Annotated in this window: 15 protein-coding genes and 1 riboswitch; of the genes, 11 read left to right on the plus strand and 4 right to left on the minus strand. The window is 30.2% G+C overall.

The annotated features are described in order from the left end of the window. Positions 1-4 precede the first annotated feature (4 nt). Positions 5-1,120, minus strand: a complete 1,116-nt coding sequence (locus BN2409_RS10645) for an efflux RND transporter periplasmic adaptor subunit (RefSeq protein WP_053956616.1) — start codon at positions 1,118-1,120, stop codon at positions 5-7. A gap of 127 nt (positions 1,121-1,247) precedes the next feature. On the opposite strand from BN2409_RS10645, the gene BN2409_RS10650 reads away from it, so the two are divergent. Both BN2409_RS10650 and nth read left to right on the plus strand, forming a co-directional pair. Further along, the gene (locus tag BN2409_RS10650; RefSeq protein WP_242847950.1) at positions 1,248-1,568 is read left to right on the plus strand and encodes a DUF503 domain-containing protein; all 321 of its coding nucleotides are present in this window, start codon (positions 1,248-1,250) and stop codon (positions 1,566-1,568) included. A 19-nt stretch (positions 1,569-1,587) separates the two neighbouring features. Beyond that, on the plus strand, positions 1,588-2,238 hold the full coding sequence (gene nth / locus BN2409_RS10655; RefSeq protein ID WP_053956618.1) for an endonuclease III: 651 nt from the start codon (positions 1,588-1,590) through the stop codon (positions 2,236-2,238). A gap of 88 nt (positions 2,239-2,326) precedes the next feature. On the opposite strand, the gene pnuC is transcribed toward nth, so the two are convergent. From pnuC to BN2409_RS10670, 3 genes are read right to left on the minus strand one after another with little or no spacing between them, the layout of a single operon-like run. Then, the gene (gene pnuC, locus BN2409_RS10660) at positions 2,327-3,025 is read right to left on the minus strand and encodes a nicotinamide riboside transporter PnuC (RefSeq protein WP_053956619.1); all 699 of its coding nucleotides are present in this window, start codon (positions 3,023-3,025) and stop codon (positions 2,327-2,329) included. Continuing rightward, entirely contained in the window at positions 3,025-3,933 is a 909-nt protein-coding gene (locus tag BN2409_RS10665) for a PfkB family carbohydrate kinase (protein ID WP_242847951.1), read from the minus strand. Before BN2409_RS10665 ends, pnuC begins: the two co-directional genes overlap by 1 nt. Beyond that, the gene (locus BN2409_RS10670; protein ID WP_053956620.1) at positions 3,920-4,915 is read right to left on the minus strand and encodes an ADP-ribosylglycohydrolase family protein; all 996 of its coding nucleotides are present in this window, start codon (positions 4,913-4,915) and stop codon (positions 3,920-3,922) included. The genes BN2409_RS10665 and BN2409_RS10670 overlap by 14 nt, the downstream gene beginning before the upstream one ends. Before the next feature lie 208 nt (positions 4,916-5,123). On the opposite strand from BN2409_RS10670, the gene BN2409_RS10675 reads away from it, so the two are divergent. The 9 genes from BN2409_RS10675 to cobC all read left to right on the plus strand — a co-directional run bounded on the left by BN2409_RS10675 (position 5,124) and on the right by cobC (position 15,040). Then, complete coding sequence (locus BN2409_RS10675; RefSeq protein WP_053956621.1) at positions 5,124-5,849, plus strand: GntR family transcriptional regulator; 726 nt, start codon at positions 5,124-5,126, stop codon at positions 5,847-5,849. An 84-nt stretch (positions 5,850-5,933) separates the two neighbouring features. Then, positions 5,934-6,611: a DUF2238 domain-containing protein gene (locus BN2409_RS10680; protein ID WP_053956622.1), complete on the plus strand. Its 678-nt coding sequence runs from the start codon at positions 5,934-5,936 to the stop codon at positions 6,609-6,611. A 253-nt stretch (positions 6,612-6,864) separates the two neighbouring features. After that, positions 6,865-8,862 carry a cell division protein FtsA gene (locus BN2409_RS10685; protein WP_053956623.1) on the plus strand — a complete coding sequence of 666 codons (1,998 nt, stop codon included), beginning with the start codon at positions 6,865-6,867 and terminating at the stop codon, positions 8,860-8,862. A 286-nt stretch (positions 8,863-9,148) separates the two neighbouring features. Further along, a complete protein-coding gene (locus BN2409_RS10690; RefSeq protein ID WP_053956624.1) occupies positions 9,149-10,600 on the plus strand; it encodes a VanW family protein in 1,452 nt (483 codons plus the stop codon). Positions 10,601-10,624: 24 nt separating this feature from the next. Next, positions 10,625-11,317, plus strand: coding sequence for a DUF2225 domain-containing protein (locus tag BN2409_RS10695; RefSeq protein ID WP_053956625.1), 693 nt, complete (start codon positions 10,625-10,627; stop codon positions 11,315-11,317). Positions 11,318-11,662: 345 nt separating this feature from the next. After that, complete coding sequence (locus BN2409_RS10700; RefSeq protein WP_053956626.1) at positions 11,663-13,012, plus strand: esterase/lipase family protein; 1,350 nt, start codon at positions 11,663-11,665, stop codon at positions 13,010-13,012. Positions 13,013-13,145: 133 nt separating this feature from the next. After that, the gene (cobU, locus tag BN2409_RS10705) at positions 13,146-13,706 is read left to right on the plus strand and encodes a bifunctional adenosylcobinamide kinase/adenosylcobinamide-phosphate guanylyltransferase (RefSeq protein WP_053956627.1); all 561 of its coding nucleotides are present in this window, start codon (positions 13,146-13,148) and stop codon (positions 13,704-13,706) included. Between the two features lie 9 nt (positions 13,707-13,715). Then, complete coding sequence (gene cobS, locus BN2409_RS10710) at positions 13,716-14,456, plus strand: adenosylcobinamide-GDP ribazoletransferase (protein WP_053956628.1); 741 nt, start codon at positions 13,716-13,718, stop codon at positions 14,454-14,456. Continuing rightward, positions 14,453-15,040, plus strand: a complete 588-nt coding sequence (cobC, locus tag BN2409_RS10715) for an alpha-ribazole phosphatase (RefSeq protein ID WP_053956629.1) — start codon at positions 14,453-14,455, stop codon at positions 15,038-15,040. The genes cobS and cobC overlap by 4 nt, the downstream gene beginning before the upstream one ends. Before the next feature lie 63 nt (positions 15,041-15,103). Beyond that, positions 15,104-15,284, plus strand: a riboswitch (cobalamin riboswitch). Positions 15,285-15,331 lie beyond the last annotated feature (47 nt).

The following is a 15,331-nucleotide window of genomic DNA, read 5'->3' on the forward strand; positions in this document are numbered from 1 at the left end:
ACTCCTATTTTTTAATTTTTACTTTATTGCCATCATCTAAGTAGTTTTGACCTTTTGTCACAATTACATCTCCTTCTTTGAGTCCTTTTGTAACTTCTACTTCTTTTCCGTTGTCTAATCCTAAATGTACTTCTTTAGCTTTTGCTGTATTTTTGTTTACTACAAATACTACTTGATTTCCTTCCTTCGTAATAACTGCATCAGATGGAATGATAATAATATTGTCTTTTTTCTCAGAAACAATATGAATTTCTGCAAACATCCCTGCTTTAATCAAAGTATCTTTATTTTCTAAAGAGACTTTTAATGGATAGGTCAATTCATTTTTATTTGGAGCAGGAGAAAGAGCAGATATTTTTCCTTTAAAAGGTTTTTCGTTTGCAGATTTTATGAATACATCTACTGTATCTCCTAGATGAACTTTGTTGATCATATTTTCTGATATATTTGTTTCGATCATAACTGTATGAATATTTGCAATAGTAAGAGCAGGAGCACCTACAGATGCCATCTCTCCTTCATTAATATTTACAGAAGTAACAAAACCTGAAATAGGGGCTGTAATGGTACAATCTGTAAGACGAGAATTTGCAGAATCTAAAGCAGCCTTTGCTTGAGCGAGCTGTGCTTTAACTACTAAAAGATTTGTATCAGAAGCGGAAAACTCAGCTTGCTCATATTGCTGCAAAGATATGGCTCCTTCTTCGTATAAATTCTTATTTCTCTCAAAATTTTTCTTTGCCATATCCATTTGTTCTTGAGTACGAGCTAAATTTGCCAAAGCTACTTCATATGCAGCTTTAGATTGTTTTATAGAATTGATTACATCTTCTTTATCTAATTCAAACAAAACAGCTCCCTTTTGAACTTGATCACCAAGTTCAATATGTACTTTGGTTACTTTTCCAGGAGTTTTTGGAGCAATGCTTGATTCTTCCATAGGTTTTATTTTTCCTGATAGAGTTGTTTTTAGAATAATAGATTTTTTTTGTGCAGTAGATGTTTTTACAGTAACTAATTTTTCTTCTTTTGCAGCAACAGTTTCTTTTTTTGTGCATCCAGTGAAAAATAATGTGATGCAAAGGATTGCTGAGATTAATAAAATCATTTTTTTGTTCATTTTATCCCTCCAAAACTGACCAGTCGGTCAAAATATTTCACGTTTAATTGTATATACATAGAATATAGAAGTCAAGGAAAAAATACAAATATTTGGATGTATACAATATAAAAGATTTTATATTTTCATGTATAATAGAGATAGTATTTTAAAAAGAGGTGGTTACATGATTATAGGTGCTTGTAGTGTAGAATTATTGATGTATGAACCGAATTCTTTAAAAGAAAAAAGACACATTATAAAAAGCTTGATAGGAAGAATACAATCAAGATTTAATGTATCAGTAGCAGAAGTAGGTGAGAATGAAAAATGGAGAAGTGCATTGATTGGATTTGCTTGTGTAACGAATACTACAAAACATGCCAATCAAATGATTAATAATATTATAAAGTTTATAGAAGGAGATAATCGGGTAGAAATTGTAAAGTGGGACATGGAAATATTGTAAACGAAAGGAAGAAAGCTGAATGAAAAAAAAATCTCTTACAAAAAAAGAAATTCATACTGTATTAAATAAATTGTATCAAATGTATCCAGAAGCTGTTTGTGAGCTTGTATTTCAAAGTCCATTTGAACTTTTGATTTCTACCATATTGTCTGCTCAATGTACAGATGTACGTGTTAATAAAGTGACAAAAGAATTATATAAAAAATACAATACGCCCCAAGCTTTTATTACATTAACAGAGGAAGAGTTAGGAGAAAAAATTAGAAGCTGTGGATTTTATAGAACAAAATCAAAGAATATATTGGCTACTTGTAGAATTTTAATAGAAGAATATAATGGAGAAGTTCCATCAAGTAGAGAAGAACTTATGAAACTTCCTGGAGTAGGAAGAAAAACAGCAAATGTAGTCATGAGCAATGCTTTTTCAAAGCCTGCTATTGCAGTAGATACTCATGTATTTAGAGTGTCAAATCGAATAGGTCTCGCCAGTAGTAATAATGTAGAGGAAACAGAACAGCAGCTTATGAAAAATATAGAAAAAGAGAAATGGTCTGATGCACATCACTGGCTCATTTATCATGGAAGAAGAGTATGTAAGGCAAGAAAGCCTTTATGTGAGGAATGTTCTCTTTGTGAGGAATGTTTATATTATAAAGAAATGATAAAATGAGAGAAAGACTCTTAAAATAGGTTCTTAGTTGCAAAAAACTTCAGCATATGTGTTATCATTGATCCACACAATTTGCTGAAGTTTTTTATTATAGACTCGTGTTTTCTTGATGACTTAGTTTTGTCCAGTTTATATAGCCATATGCAGAGTTAAATAAATAAGCTACCCACATAACAATCATTGTGATACTTCCCTGTGGAGTATTTAATAATAAAGTCCACATTACGATGGATACAATATTTACAATGATCCATAACAGCCATTGTTCTTTATATCTTAAAACTTGCAGAATAAGTGCCATTACAGATGAAATGGTTGTAATGGAATCTATTAATTGAAGATTTCCATCTAACATGCTTAAAATCTTCCAATATCCAAGTATACATAAAATTAAAGTAATGAATAATAATGCTAGGGATTTTTTTGTTAATTCTTTAGCAATTACATTACCATCTTCATTTTCTTTATTTTTCCAAAGAAAAAAGCCAATGGCATTCATAGGCAAGAAATAAACTGCATTGAGCATGACTTCTCCAAATAGTTTGTTTTGATAACTAAGATAAGCATATAAAGCAACATTTATTGTAGCAAAAAAATATGTAGAGATTTTACCTTTTGCACAAAGAACTACGCCAATAATTCCGGTAACTCCACTTATAAGAGCAATTAAGCTATCTTTCCAAATAAAACTTAGACTAATCATTATTAAAGTAGATAATACTAGCCATACAATTTCAAATTTCGACCAGTCATCAAAATAACTTATAATACTTTTTTTATTATTCATCACAATACATAATCCTCCTTAGAAAATTCTTCTTTTTTCATTATGGGTCCTTGAGTTTCCACTATTTTAGCAGAGACCATATTTGCAATTTTACAAGCATTTTCATAATCATATCCCATAGAAGTGGCTGCAATAATAGTTCCTATATGACTATCACCTGCTCCTATTGTATCTACAACATTGGCTGATCTTCCTTTTATCAATTTATGATCTTTTCCATTAAAAAACATTACTCCGTTAGGACCTAGGGTTACAAATACAATATTATTTGTTTGTGCATATAATTTATTAGAAGCTTCTACAACTGTTTTTTCACCAGTGTAATCTAAAATCTCCTTTTCGTTTAAATGGATAATAGGTGATAAATCAAATATTTTCTTTAGAACAGGTTTGGCAATATATGTAATTCTAGGTCCAGGTGCAAAATATATATTTTTTATATTTTGTTTGCATAGCCAAGAAGATATTACATGACCGCTTGGGCCCTCTATTTCATATCCAGATATATAAATATTTTGATATAAACTCGTATCTAAATTTTCTAACCACTGGGATTGAAAATCACATTCTATTCCTTGAAGTGTGATAAAAGTTCTTTCACCAGTATCTTCTACTAAACATAGACAATAGCCATTATCCTTTTGATGATCCTCAATAAATATTTTGTAATCATTTCTTTTTAGTTCTTTTTTTACAAGATCTCCGTAAGGACCATTGCCTACAGGGACAATTAAGCTATGATCCACATGAAAATTTTTTAATATATTGGAAACATTATAAGCACAACCGCCTACCATTATGGTTTGTTCTTTACTTGTAATATCTTCTCCTGTTTGGGGGAGGATAGGTATTTTCATTACAATATCTACTATGGCAGCTCCTAAAACTAAAGTTTTAATGTTGCTCACCTCTTTTTTCGTTTAATGTATTTATATAATGAAATAAATTTATATCATTAGATACATTGATTTGATCAATATATTTTTGATCAATACTTTTATATCCTTTTAAGGCTCCACAGATAGCTGTTGCCATAGCTCCAATAGTATCTGTATCTCCACCTAAATTGGCGCAAAGCAGACTACACTTTACAGGATCTTGAGCATAATAAGCTATAGATAAAGCTGTAGGAACAGATTCACTCATTAAAACTCCAGAACCTATAGTGTTATATATTTCTTCTAAGAATTTTTCATCTTCTCCTTTATATTTGTGTGCAAGTTGTACTCCCAATTTAATTCTTGAACTTAACAGAGGATTGAAGGTCTCGTTTCCTAAACGTAAGGCAAGACTTTCTATCTCAAAGACATCTTGTAAGATATCTTTAAATTCATTATTATAAAATGCAGAACTTACAGCCATTGCGATCATAGAAGCTCCTGCAATAGTGATATCACTACTATGAGTAATTTTAGAAATATGATATACATAGTCAGCAAGTTCTTTTTTTTGTTTAGGATCAAATAAACAGCCTATAGGTGCGATTCTCATAGCTGCTCCATTTGTTTGTGCATTGTTAGTTATAATACTTGCGTCTTTACCTTCTTTAAATTTTAGTAATGCTTCCTTGGAAGTAGGACCTAAAATGTTATTGTCAAAGGCATTTTCTTTTTCTGCCCATTTAAGCATTCTTTGGGCTATATCATAAACATTGATTTTAAAATGATTTGCAAATAGTGAATCTAATAAGATGAGAGCTTGTGATGTATCATCTGTAAATTGTCCCTTTATAAAATTACAAGCTACTTCATTTTCCTTAGGACCATCTAAAAAGCCATCTATTTTTCCAAAATATGCTTTTACTTTTCTTCTGCTCCACAGCTCTGAAGGCATTCCCATAGCATCTCCCAATGCCATGCCGTATAGAGTGCCTGCTATTTTATCTATCATGCGTTGATCACCTCAATCTAATTAATATAAATATAACAAGTTGTATTATGAAGATAACAACATATATTATAATAATAGATTGTTTTTATGTCAATAAATTTGAGTACGAATTTGTTATATTATAAAACAGGTATTTTATTAGCTTGAAATGTTATACAATAGGTAGGTATAATACTAACATAAGGAATATCAATAAGGAGATTATGATATGAAAAGTATGTTACCCAAGTATTATTTAATAAAAGAAAGTATTATCAATAAAATAAATAAAGAAGAGATATATGTCAATGAGCTTCTTCCTTCAGAAAGAGAGCTTATGGAAGAATATAAAGTAAGCAGAATAACAGTCAGAAGGGCTATTGAGGAATTAGAAAAGGAAGGATATATATACAAAATACAAGGAAAGGGAAGTTTTGTGAAAGGAGATCATTTAAAACAAGGTCTTACAAAAGTACATAGCTATACAGAAAGTATACAACAGCAGGGGATGAAACCTAGCAGGAAAGTTTTATATTCCAATATAGAAAAACCTGATAAAAAAAGAAGAAATATATTTAATATACAAAGTGAAGAGGATCTGTTTGTTTTAGAACGTATTTATTATGCGGATCAAGATCCTATCTGTGTTACAAAAGCCATGTTGCCTTATAAATTATTTCCTAAAATAGAATGTTTCGACTTTTCCAATCATTCATTATATGCAATTTTAGAAAATTTTTATCATCTAAAGATTACTAGAGCAACCCAAAGTTTAGAGGCTGTTATTGCTCCAGAACATGTATCACAACACTTGAATTTAGGAAGTGGTTTTCCTGTATTGTTGTTTAGGGCGGTTACATTTGGAATGATTAATAATGTTGAGGTTCCATTTGAAACTTACAAATCTTATTATAAAACAGATAAAATTAAATATTATATTGATCAAGTAAGATAATACAATAAAAATATTCATATAAACCTTTTGGTGAAAAATATAAGCAAAGGTTTTATATGGTATCTTTGCGAGAGGAATTTTTATATGGATAAAAATAATAAAATCATATTTTCTATTTTACTGACAAGTTTTATGGGGGTATTTATTTGGTCTTTTATCAATCCTAAGGATTTGTTTACATGGTTTTTGGAGGTGGCTCCAGCGGTAATAGGGCTGATTGTGGTATTCATTACTTTTAAAAGGTTTAGATTATCTACTCTTTTGTATGGATTAATATGGATACATGCAGTTATTCTGGTGATTGGAGGTCACTATACCTATGCAGAGATGCCACTATTTAATTGGCTTAAGGATAGTTTTGATTTAAGTAGAAATTATTATGATAGATTTGGTCATTTTTTTCAAGGATTTGTACCTGCTATGATTACAAGAGAAATACTTTTGCGTAAATCTACATTAGAGAAAGGAAAGTTATTGAATTTTATTATTGTTTCTATTTGTTTAGCCATTAGTGCAATTTATGAATTGATAGAATGGTTTGTGGCAGAATTAACAGGTACTGCTGCAGAAGCATTTTTAGGAACACAAGGGGATGTATGGGATACACAGTGGGACATGTTTATGGCATTATGTGGAGCTGTTATTTCCTTGATCTTTCTCAGCAAAATACATGATCGTATTTTAAAGAAAGAACAATTATGGATAAATGAAAAAAGGATGGAGGATCATAATTATGAGATCAACTATACAACTACTGATTAGATTGATTTTATCTAAAACTGATTCAAAAAACGACTCTTAAATAAGCTGAATTATTATATAACTAATAACTTTAAAAATCGTACTTTAAGACTATAGACTTTAATCTATAAGTAAAATATCTTTTAGAAAATAGTATTCTAAAGGATATTTTTTAGATAATGAGAGTAAAAAGGAAAAAAGGAAATTGTAAAATTATGAAGAATATAATAAAATTAAGTAAAAAGAAGGTTTGAAGTTGAAAGAGGTGCGAATTATGACAAAATCCATAATGGGAAAAATTGCTCCTTATGAAGCTGTTTTTTCATTGGATATTGGAACAAAGAGTATAACTGGAATTGTTGCAAAGAAACAAGATGAAAAGTTTATTATAGTAGATACGGAGATTATGGAATATTCTGAGCGAGCTATGTATGATGGACAAATTCATGATATTGATAAAGTAGCTAGGGCAGCTACCATTGTAAAAGAGAAACTAGAGGAAAGACTGGGATTTCAGTTAACAGAAGTCGCTATTGCAGCAGCAGGTAGAGCATTGAAAACCCATAGAGTTCAAGTAGGTATGGATATTGATTCTACAAAAGAAATTGATCAAGCTACTATTCAAAGCCTAGAAATAGAAGGAATTCAGAAAGCTCAAAAAATATTAGATGGCGAAAATATGAAAGATGTTAAATATTATTGTGTAGGACATACAGTGATCCATTATTATTTAAATGGAAGTATGATTACATCCTTAAAAGGACATAGAGGAGATAAAATAGAAGCAGATATATTGGCTACATTTCTTCCTCATGTAGTTGTAGATAGCTTGTATGCAGTAATGGATAAGATAGGACTTGAAGTAGTTTATTTAACCCTAGAGCCTATTGCAGCGATTCATGTGGCTATACCCCCTAAAGTAAGGCTTTTAAATTTAGCTTTAGTAGATATTGGGGCAGGGACATCAGATATTGCCATCACACAAGATGGTACAATTGTATCTTATGCCATGGCATCTATTGCAGGAGATGAAATTACAGAAGCTATTGCAAAAGAATTTTTACTAGATTTTGATACAGCTGAAAAGTTAAAAATAGATTTAAATCAAAATGAAAGTCATACTTTTGAAGATATTGTAGGAATTTCTTATACTATGACTACAGAAGAAATTGTAAAAAGAATTGCTTTGGCTATAGAAAATCTTGCAAAAGAAATTTCTCAAAAGATTATAGAATATAATGGAAAAGCTCCCAGTGCAGTATTTTGTATAGGAGGAGGAAGCCAAATTCCAACACTTACTCAATATATAGCCGATGATTTAGGATTAAAGGAAGAAAGGGTTGTAGTAAGAGGAACAGAAATTATACAAAATGTAGAGTTTTTATGTGAAAAATTACAAGGACCAGAGTTTATTACACCAATAGGAATTTGTATGATTAGTACAAAAGAACAAGCTGAAAATTTTATCAAGGTAGGTGTCAATGAGAATGTAGTAAAGTTGTTTCAGACCAAAGAGCTTTTTGTATCGGATGCTTTAATTAAAGCAGGAGTGAATGCTAAACAGTTAATTGGAAGAAGTGGAAAAAATTTAAATCTATTTATAAATGGTGAAAAGAAATTGATCAAAGGTACTTTTGGAGAAGCTGCTCAAATTTATGTGAATGGAAAATTGTCTAATTTAGATGAAAGAATTTATCATATGGATCAAATTATCTTTCATCCTGCTGTAAATGGACAGGATGGAGTGTTATCTTTAAAAGATTTTATAGAAAAAACAGGAGTTGTACGATTGAATGATGTAGAGATTCATTTGGTGAATCATGTATTAGTCAATGAAGAGAAAAAAGATGTAGATTATATTTTAAAAGATGGGGATCAAATCACTACTACAGAGATCCATAATGTATTAGAGGTTTTAAAGAAATTTAATATAGAGGAAGAACAATATCATATATATGTAAATGGAATAGAGGCAGATCCATATTTTATACTAAAAAGTGAAGATGAGATTGTGATTTGTGAAAAAGGAGAAAAAATATCTAACGATGCAAAACTTATTAAAGAAGATACAATAAAAATAACAGTAAATAATGAAGAAATAGAAATGCTTAAAAAAGGAAAAGAACCTATTTTTGTAGATATATTTGATTATTTTGATTTTGATAGAACAAAAGCTCAAGGAACACTGATTATGGAGTTAAATGGAGAAAGAGCGGCTTATACAGATTCTATTCAAGATGGAGATAGAATAGAAATATATTGGAAAAAATGAACTAGAGCATAGCTCTAGTAATTTTTTGTGAGATAAAAAAGAGAGGGAAAAAATTCCCTCATCTTAAAAGGGGGAAAAAACTGTGGGTTTTTGTTCACTACATAGTATGCATGTACAAAAAAAACGTTACACAAAATGGAAAATGGATCAAAAAGTATCCTCTATGCTAGAAAATAAATATGATGTATAGTAATAAGGGAAACTATATTATTTGTACTACAGATATAAGTCATTTAATACAATAGTATATATAATATTTATCGCAGAATAGGAAGGAGGAGTTATTTTGAGCGAAAATATAAAGAGCAAAGAAAAGAAGTTAAAGCTTGGTACTGGTCTTATTATTGTATTATTAAGTTTTCTTTTGTCTATTACGGCAATTGGATTCTTTTTACTATATCAAGATACTATTTATGATGGTGTAAATATAGAGAATCTAGATGTAGGTGGAATTTCTATCATGGAAGCTCAAGAGAAAGCAAGAAATCATTTTGATACTATAGGGATAGATGGCAAAATTTGTTTTTCTTATGGAGATAAAAATTGGGAGGTAAGTAGTAAAGACATTGGATATACTTATGATTATACAAAAGCTGTCCAAGAGGCTTATCAAGTGGGAAGAGAGGGAAGTTATTTTGAAAGATTACAGACTATTCTTTCCCTGTATAAAAATCCTTATTCTATAAGCTTAAAACCTATTTATGATCATGAAAAAATGAATCAATTTATAGATACTATTGAAAATGAAATTAATAAAAAGGAAAAAGATGCAACGATTACAAGAAGTGGTGGCAGATTTCATATTACCAATGAAGTGGTGGGATTACAGTTAGATGTAAAAAAAACACAACAGCTTGTAGGGGAATCATTGAAAAATACGAAACTTAAAGAAGATATATATATTCAGTTATCTGTATCAAGTATTTCTCCTAAAGTAAGTGCAGAAAGTTTAAGCACGATCCAAGATGTATTAGGAGAGTATGAAACTACTTTCAATGCTTCTAATGCAAGTAGAAGTGAAAATATAAGATTATCTGCAAAATCAATCAATGGAACTGTTTTAATGCCTACAGAAGTTTTTTCTTTTAATGATGTTGTAGGACCAAGAAGTAAAGAAAAAGGATATCAAGGAGCTACTGTGATATTTGAAGGAGAATTTGTAGAAGGATTAGGAGGTGGCGTTTGTCAGACTTCTAGTACTTTATATAATGCAGTACTTTTAAGTAATTTAGATACTGTACAAAGAGTAAAACATACTATTCCATCTACTTATGTTCCAAAAGGAAGAGATGCAACCGTATCTTATGGAGTATTAGACTTTAAATTTAAAAATTCAACTGCAAATCCAGTTTATATAGAAAGCTATGTAGGTGGAAATAAGGTTAAATTTAGAATTTATGGACATAAAGCAGATTCAAGGAGAGTAGAAATTCAATCTATAGAAAATGAAGTGATCAAAAGACCAATAGAAGTCAAATATGATTCTACACTTGCAGAAGGAAAAGAAAGAATAGAGCAAAAAGGAAGAGATGGATATAAAGTTAGTACCTATAAAATTGTATGTGAAAATGGGAAAGAAATAGAGAGAAAACAAATTTCAAATGATTATTATAAGCCTAAAACTCAGGTTGTTGTAAAAGGAACTAAAAAAGCAACTCCATCTAATTCTGTAAAGACTCAGAAAAAGGAAGATCATAAGGAAACAAATATTCCTTCTCATGATCAAACTATTTATTGATACAAAAGATAAAGAGGTGAAGGAATGGCAGTACCACCATTATATGATAAAGAAGTACATTGTCCTGTGTGTAAAAATGTATTTTCTACGAAAAAGGTAAGAAGCTCAGCCATTCGAATAGATAAAAGAGACACAGACTTTTGTGTTTATTATAAAGGAGTAAACCCTATTTATTATGGGGTATTTGTATGTCCTAATTGTGGATATAGTGCACTAGAGAGTGTATTTGGAGAAATGAGTCCTTCAGGAAGAAAAACAATTGAAGAAAATATTTCAAAGTATTGGGTACAAAGAAGTTATGGAGAAGAAAGAACTATTTATGAAGCTATTGAAACCTATAAACTTGCTATAGTTTGTGCTCAATTGTTAAATCAAAAAAATGGGATTCTAGGAACACTATGTCTTAGGCTAGCTTGGATGTATAGGTATATTCATAATGCAAGAGAAATACATTTTATAGAGCATGCAACAATTTGTTTTGAACAAGCATTTCTTTATGAACCATTACCCATAGGAAATATGGATGAAGTATCCTTACTGTATTTATTAGGTGAACTCAATAGAAGACTTCAAAAATATGATGAATCTATTGATTGGTTTAATAAAACAGTGAATAATAGAGCTATCAAGCAAAAAAAGAAATTAGATACACAAGCAAGAGAACAGTGGAGAATTGCGAAAGAAGCATATAGACAACAAAAAGAAGAAGGAGCATAAAAAAGTTACTACAATAAGTAGTCACTCTAGCTTATAGATAAAGTCATAAAAAAAGTCACTAATTTTCAAATTTGGAAAATATAAAGAAACGCTCGAAAATAGCATTACAAACTCGCTATGCTCAAACAGTGTAATGCTAAGCATTTTCTCACTTATTCTATATTTTCACAAATTCTCAATAATTGTTTCTAATTTTTATGACTTTGCTAAAAGATAGTTTGTCTTCAGTCTGAAGTTACTACAAATAAGTAGTAACTTTATTTTTTTAGAAATATAAAGAACAAATTTGTAGTATATATGTATTAGAGGGGTGGAAATAGAGAGAGGATACAAGGGGGGAGAAGGATGCATCCACTTTTAGCTACCGTAGGAATGTTAGAGCTTATGAGGATGGGAACACAAGAAATAAAAAAGCCTATTGTATTTGTACCGGGTCTTTATGGATCTATGGGAGAAGATATTATTCCTGGAACTGGTGAATGGGGATTTGGAATGGCAGCTTCTGTTTATGAGCCGTTTATAGAAATATTAACCAATATGGGTTATGAAAAGGAAAAAGATTTATTTATATGTTTTTATGATTGGAGAAAAGATTGTAGATTTTCTTCAGAGGAATATCTTCAAAAGACAATTTATCAAGCAAAAGCTCAAACAAGAAGTAAAAAAGTAAACTTAATTTGCCATAGTATGGGAGGATTGGTAGCAAGAGCTTATGTACAAGGAAATCAGTATGGTTATGATGTAGATCAATTGATTTTTATAGGAACACCTAATGGAGGATCTGCAAATGCTTATTATTTTTGGGCAGGAGGAGAGCTCCCATATGAAAGAAATATAAAATCTAGTATATTTACTACTTTATTAGAAGGATATCTGTGGATATTAGAAAAAAAATATAAAAATGAAAATACTATGGAGGTAATTCGTAAACATCTACAAGGGGTAAAGGATCTTTTGCCTAGCAAGACATATGGAAATTACCTTTATTATATAGGAAACAAGCAAAATACCAATTATATCTCATATAAAGAAATGAATTATCATAATGAATTTTTAGATGAATTAAATGATAAAAAAGGTATTCTTAAAAATAGAAAAATACAAGTTACTTTAATTGGAGGAAAGAGTATCAATACCAATCAAAAATTACAAATAGATAGAAGATATAAAAATGAAGATGAGAGATGGAAGGATGGAAAAGTAGTAGGTTCATATCAGTCAAAGGAAGGGGATGGAACAGTCCTTTTAGATAGTTTATGTGAAATAGAAGGAGATACTTATGTTTTTGAGGCAACTCATACTGAAATTTTACAAAGATGTAAATTTATCCTTCAAGAAAAACTAGGAATAAAAGAAGATATATCGTATAAGGAAAGCATGCCATCAGTAGATGACTATGTAAGTGTTTTAGTGAGTGGCAAAGGACAAATTCGGATTAAAACTTATGAGAGAGGGAATAATATTTTATTATATGATGGAACAAAGCGCCACAAAGATATATATGTACAAAAGACGGATGAGAAAAATATATGGATACTTATAAAAGGTTTCTCAGATAAGCATTTATATATGGAATATACACCTATGGAGAAAGAGCCTATAGAGATTGTGATCAGAGATCATTTAGGGAGAAAGAAAAAAATTCAAGAAAGAAAAGGATATATGCAACAAGCTTATAAAATTAATTTATCCTAGAATTGCATGTGTATAAAAAATTTGATATAGTTAAGAAGGCATTTTGTCCCTCATGGGGACATATTTTTTTGAATATCTAGGGAATCTAAAATTTTAAAATAATAGATGATTTAAGAAAGTAAGAGGTGATTTTATGGCAGGGAAAATTACCCTTGTAACAGGAGGAGCAAGAAGTGGAAAAAGCAGCTATGCAGAACATCTTGCAAAAACTTCACAGGGATTCGTAGCTTATTTAGCTACAGCGATTGCATTTGATGAGGGAATGAAAGATAGAATCAAAAAACATCAAGCTTCAAGGCCTAGTGAGTGGACAACTTATGAAGGATATAAGGATGTATACAAAATAATAAAAGAGATTGGTTTAAAGCATCAAACCATTCTTTTAGATTGTGTAACCATTATGACAACAAATTTAATGTTTGAATGTGAAGAGGATTGGGAAAATATAAGTCATGAAAAAATAGATGAAATAGAAACATATATTCAGGATCAAATGATAAAACTTATAGAAGAGATTAGAAAAAATAATATTTGGTGTATCATGGTTACCAATGAAGTTGGAATGGGTATTGTTCCTGAAAACAGAATGTCTCGTATTTTTAGAGATATAGCAGGAAGAATGAATCAAATGATAGCGAAAAAAGCAGATGAAGTATATTTTACTGTATCTGGTATTCCTATGAAGATTAAGTAGGAGGAAATTATGAAAAGACTAATTTTAATGATTCAATTTTTCACAAGAATACCCATTTCTGTAAATTTAGAAGTAACAGAAGAAGATTTTTCAGAGGGAATTGTTTATTTTCCTCTTGTAGGGCTTATTATTGGAATGTTTATCGTATCGTTATATTACATAGGATATAAATTAGGAGGAATTTTATTAGGAAGTGTGCTTTGTGTAACAGGAGAGGTTTTTATTACAGGAGGTCTTCACTTAGATGGATTAGGAGATACCTTTGATGGAGTATATAGCAATCGTCCCAAAGATCAAATATTAGAAATTATGAAAGACAGTAGACTTGGAACAAATGCTGCTTTGGCTATATTTTTAACTCTTTTATTGAAAATATCATTCATTTTTTCACTTCCTGTTCCATATGTGTATGGTGTACTTATTGTCATGCCTACTTTTTCAAAATTATGTGTTGTATATGCAGCAAGATTTTCTACTTATGCAAGAAAAAGTGGTATGGGAAACTTTTTTATAGGAAAAACAAACAATAAACATCTTATAATTGCTATTGTTTCATCTATAATTATTGGGTTGATTTATATAAAGGCGATTCCTTTTGTACTAGTAGGGTATTTATTCAGTATAGGATATGTAAAACATATTACAGACAAGATTGGTGGAATGACAGGAGATACCTTAGGAGCCATATCTGAACTTGCAGAAATTGTTTATTTATTTTATTTTTTAATTTTGGAAAAGGTGATTTTATGAATTTAATTTTGATAAGACATGGAGAAATTGAGGAGAATCATAAAGGATTATATTGTGGTTTTATAGATTCTTCTTTAACAGAAAGAGGGATTTTACAAGCCAAAGAAATGAGTGAAAAATTAAGAGAAGAAAAGATCGATATGATTATCAGTAGTAATTTAAAAAGAACAATAGAAACAGCAAATATGATTCATAAGCATCATTCTATAAAAATGACCCAAGATGAAAATCTAAGAGAAATGAATTTTGGGCTGTGGGAAGGATTAGATTATCATACTATAAAAGAAAAATACCCAAAAGAGCTTGAAAAGTGGCAAAAAGATTGGGTAGAGTATCAAGTTCCACAAGGAGAAAGTTTGATGCAAATGTATGAAAGAGTGGTAAAAGTCATCGAAAAAATACAAAAAGAATATGAAAATCAAAATATTTTAATAGTATCTCATGCAGGATGTATTCGTGCTATTGTATCTTATTTAATAGGAAATGGAGTAAAAGATTATTGGAGATATAAAATAGAAAATTGTAGAATAACCAAAATAGAAATTGTAGACGATTTTCCAGTCCTAACAGCTTTAAATCAGTAATAAAAATAAATACATATGTGAAAAATATTGAAATGAAAAAGATATTTTGATACCATGAGATAAGACAAATAAATGAGAACAGGTGCCGAAAGGCTTAAAAAGGAAGTTCGGTGAAAATCCGATACAGCCCCCGCTACTGTAAGTGAGGATGAAATCGACAAAATGTCACTTGGATGATCCAAGGAAGGCGTCGAAAGTAAGGTGATTCACGAGTCAGGAGACTTTCCTGTTTTTATGGATTTTGTACCTTCGGCGGGAAGGGAAAAGAACGATTGTATGTTCGTGCCCTAG

The organism is Inediibacterium massiliense, assembly GCF_001282725.1.
In the GTDB taxonomy this organism is placed as follows: Bacteria; Bacillota; Clostridia; order Peptostreptococcales; family Thermotaleaceae; genus Anaerophilus; species Anaerophilus massiliensis.